2 protein-coding genes are annotated in these 1,409 nt (G+C 46.8%); both read left to right on the top strand.

Going from position 1 to position 1,409, the window contains the following annotated elements; translation table 11 throughout:
* On the top strand, positions 1 to 329 hold a 329-nt coding region (locus HMPREF0083_RS29055; RefSeq protein ID WP_209421086.1), incomplete at its 5' end, for a hypothetical protein.
* A gap of 23 nt (positions 330 to 352) precedes the next feature.
* Positions 353 to 1,409, top strand: a 1,057-nt coding sequence (locus HMPREF0083_RS28790) for a hypothetical protein (protein WP_021622662.1), incomplete at its 3' end; no start/stop codon positions are given.

The raw sequence follows: 1,409 nt of genomic DNA, 5'->3' as shown, positions 1-1,409 counted from the left end.
AAGGCCTTTCGTCTCCCTTCCCGAGCGATTGCCCAGCTAGGCGAAAAAGGACGGCAATTGTCTCCCTCTTTGCCTCTACCCAGATGTTTTGCGGTCCCGCCTGGCTGAGGCAAAAAGCGGCCCTTGCGGTCCCGCCTGGCTGGGGCAAAAAGCGGTCCTCTACGCTTCGGGGCGGGAGACGAACCGACGCCCGTTTGGGGCACGGTGTGGTGACGACCTACTCTGGCTCATACTGGATAATCAACACCCTTGACATTTTACAAGTCAATATTGATAAAACGGTTGATTTTTCCCTGATTTTTCATATGATAAAAATAGTTTCTACTTAAAACATTTAAAAAGGAGAGTTGTAATGAAACATTCATTGCCGTTGGCTGCCCTGTTGTTGGCCTCCTCGCTCGTACCTGCTGCACCTGTATTGGCAGCAGAAGGTGAAGCGGTTCAAGCCCAGCCTACAGAATCAGCTACAGCGAACACATCAGACGCAGCATCAGAAAATCTTGCCCCTATTCCGCCTGCCGTGCAAAAAACGATGGACAGGTTGTTCACACTTCAACCGGAATTGAAAAAATTGCATATAATTACAAGTACTAATCGAGAGGATAATCAGCATTTTCGAGTGTATCTTAGCGACAAAAAAGAAGAAGAACTCAAAAATTCGAAAGAAGGCATGAGTGCTCATCTGGAATTTGATAAAAAAACCGGAGAATTGCTTTTGTTAAATGTACAAGCTGCCGCCTGGTCGTCTGACAAACTCCCTTCGCTTAAGCTAACATATGAGTCAGCAGAGAAGTTTCTCACCCAGTGGCTTGGCACAGAAGACAGGAAACAATTTGGCAAGCCTGTATCCCGTAGCAGCAGCGGTTCCACCACTCACAATGACGACGGTACGCAAACGTCATGGAGAGAGCGTCATGCGCAATTTCCGCTTATTCTAAATGGTATTCCTGTAGAAGGAGATGTCGGGCCGCGCATTGGCGTTGATGCATTCGGTCATATCACAAGCTATACATACGAACCAATCGATCTGAATAAGGTTACTGTACCAAAGCCAGACGCCGCCCTGTCCGTAGAAGAAATTAAGCAAAAAATTGCTACCACTGACAGTGTAGGACTAAGTTATATGGAAGCACAGCCGGAAAAATATACTCGCTCGCCGGAGAAAACAACAACAAAGCCTGTTCTGCGCTATGATTTTCAAAATTTCGGATACTTCCAGCCGCAAACGGGTAAATCAGTTGATACAATGAGCGGCAAAGAGCTTGCTGACGGACAGAATAAACCTGCACCAAATAAAAAGGTCGTGCTTTATTCGAAAGGAGAACAACTCATTGTCCGTTCCGAGGAAGACGCAAAGCAGCTGCTTGCTAAAGTCTTCGATAACAAGGATGCTGTAGCCAAGTTACGCG

Origin of the sequence: Aneurinibacillus aneurinilyticus ATCC 12856 (genome assembly GCF_000466385.1) — a bacterium.
Lineage (GTDB): Bacteria > Bacillota > Bacilli > Aneurinibacillales > Aneurinibacillaceae > Aneurinibacillus > Aneurinibacillus aneurinilyticus.
Note: the sequence above shows the minus strand (reverse complement) of the source record. Positions and strands in the feature narration are given on the sequence as shown.